Source organism: Streptomyces sp. NPDC033221 (genome assembly GCF_055577005.1).
The window spans coordinates 1-1,043 of the sequence record NZ_JBVIQN010000104.1; the positions used below are offsets into that span (position 1 = coordinate 1).

At 55.6% G+C, this 1,043-nt stretch carries 1 rRNA gene; it reads left to right on the forward strand.

Annotated features, from left to right (window positions below):
• Window positions 1-1,022: ribosomal RNA gene (locus ACZ53K_RS42720) — 23S ribosomal RNA — on the forward strand; the annotation flags it as partial.
• Window positions 1,023-1,043 lie beyond the last annotated feature (21 nt).

Sequence of the window (1,043 nt, forward strand, 5' to 3'; positions counted from 1 at the left end):
GCTGAGAACTTAAGCGCCAGTAAACGGCGGTGGTAACTATAACCATCCTAAGGTAGCGAAATTCCTTGTCGGGTAAGTTCCGACCTGCACGAATGGCGTAACGACTTCTCGACTGTCTCAACCATAGGCCCGGTGAAATTGCACTACGAGTAAAGATGCTCGTTTCGCGCAGCAGGACGGAAAGACCCCGGGACCTTTACTATAGCTTGATATTGGTGTTCGGTTCGGCTTGTGTAGGATAGGTGGGAGACTGTGAACTCGTCACGCCAGTGGCGGGGGAGTCGTTGTTGAAATACCACTCTGGTCGTGCTGGATGTCTAACCTGGGTCCGTGATCCGGATCAGGGACAGTGTCTGGTGGGTAGTTTAACTGGGGCGGTTGCCTCCTAAAGAGTAACGGAGGCGCCCAAAGGTTCCCTCAGCCTGGTTGGCAATCAGGTGTTGAGTGTAAGTGCACAAGGGAGCTTGACTGTGAGACTGACGGGTCGAGCAGGTACGAAAGTAGGGACTAGTGATCCGGCGGTGGCTTGTGGAAGCGCCGTCGCTCAACGGATAAAAGGTACCCCGGGGATAACAGGCTGATCTTCCCCAAGAGTCCATATCGACGGGATGGTTTGGCACCTCGATGTCGGCTCGTCGCATCCTGGGGCTGGAGTCGGTCCCAAGGGTTGGGCTGTTCGCCCATTAAAGCGGTACGCGAGCTGGGTTTAGAACGTCGTGAGACAGTTCGGTCCCTATCCGCTGTGCGCGTAGGAGTCTTGAGAAGGGCTGTCCCTAGTACGAGAGGACCGGGACGGACGAACCTCTGGTGTGCCAGTTGTCCTGCCAAGGGCATGGCTGGTTGGCTACGTTCGGAAAGGATAACCGCTGAAAGCATCTAAGCGGGAAGCCTGCTTCGAGATGAGGACTCCCACCAACTTGATTGGTTAAGGCTCCCAGTAGACGACTGGGTTGATAGGCCAGATATGGAAGCCCGGTAACGGGTGGAGTTGACTGGTACTAATAGGCCGAGGGCTTGTCCTCAGTTGCTCGCGTCCACTGTGT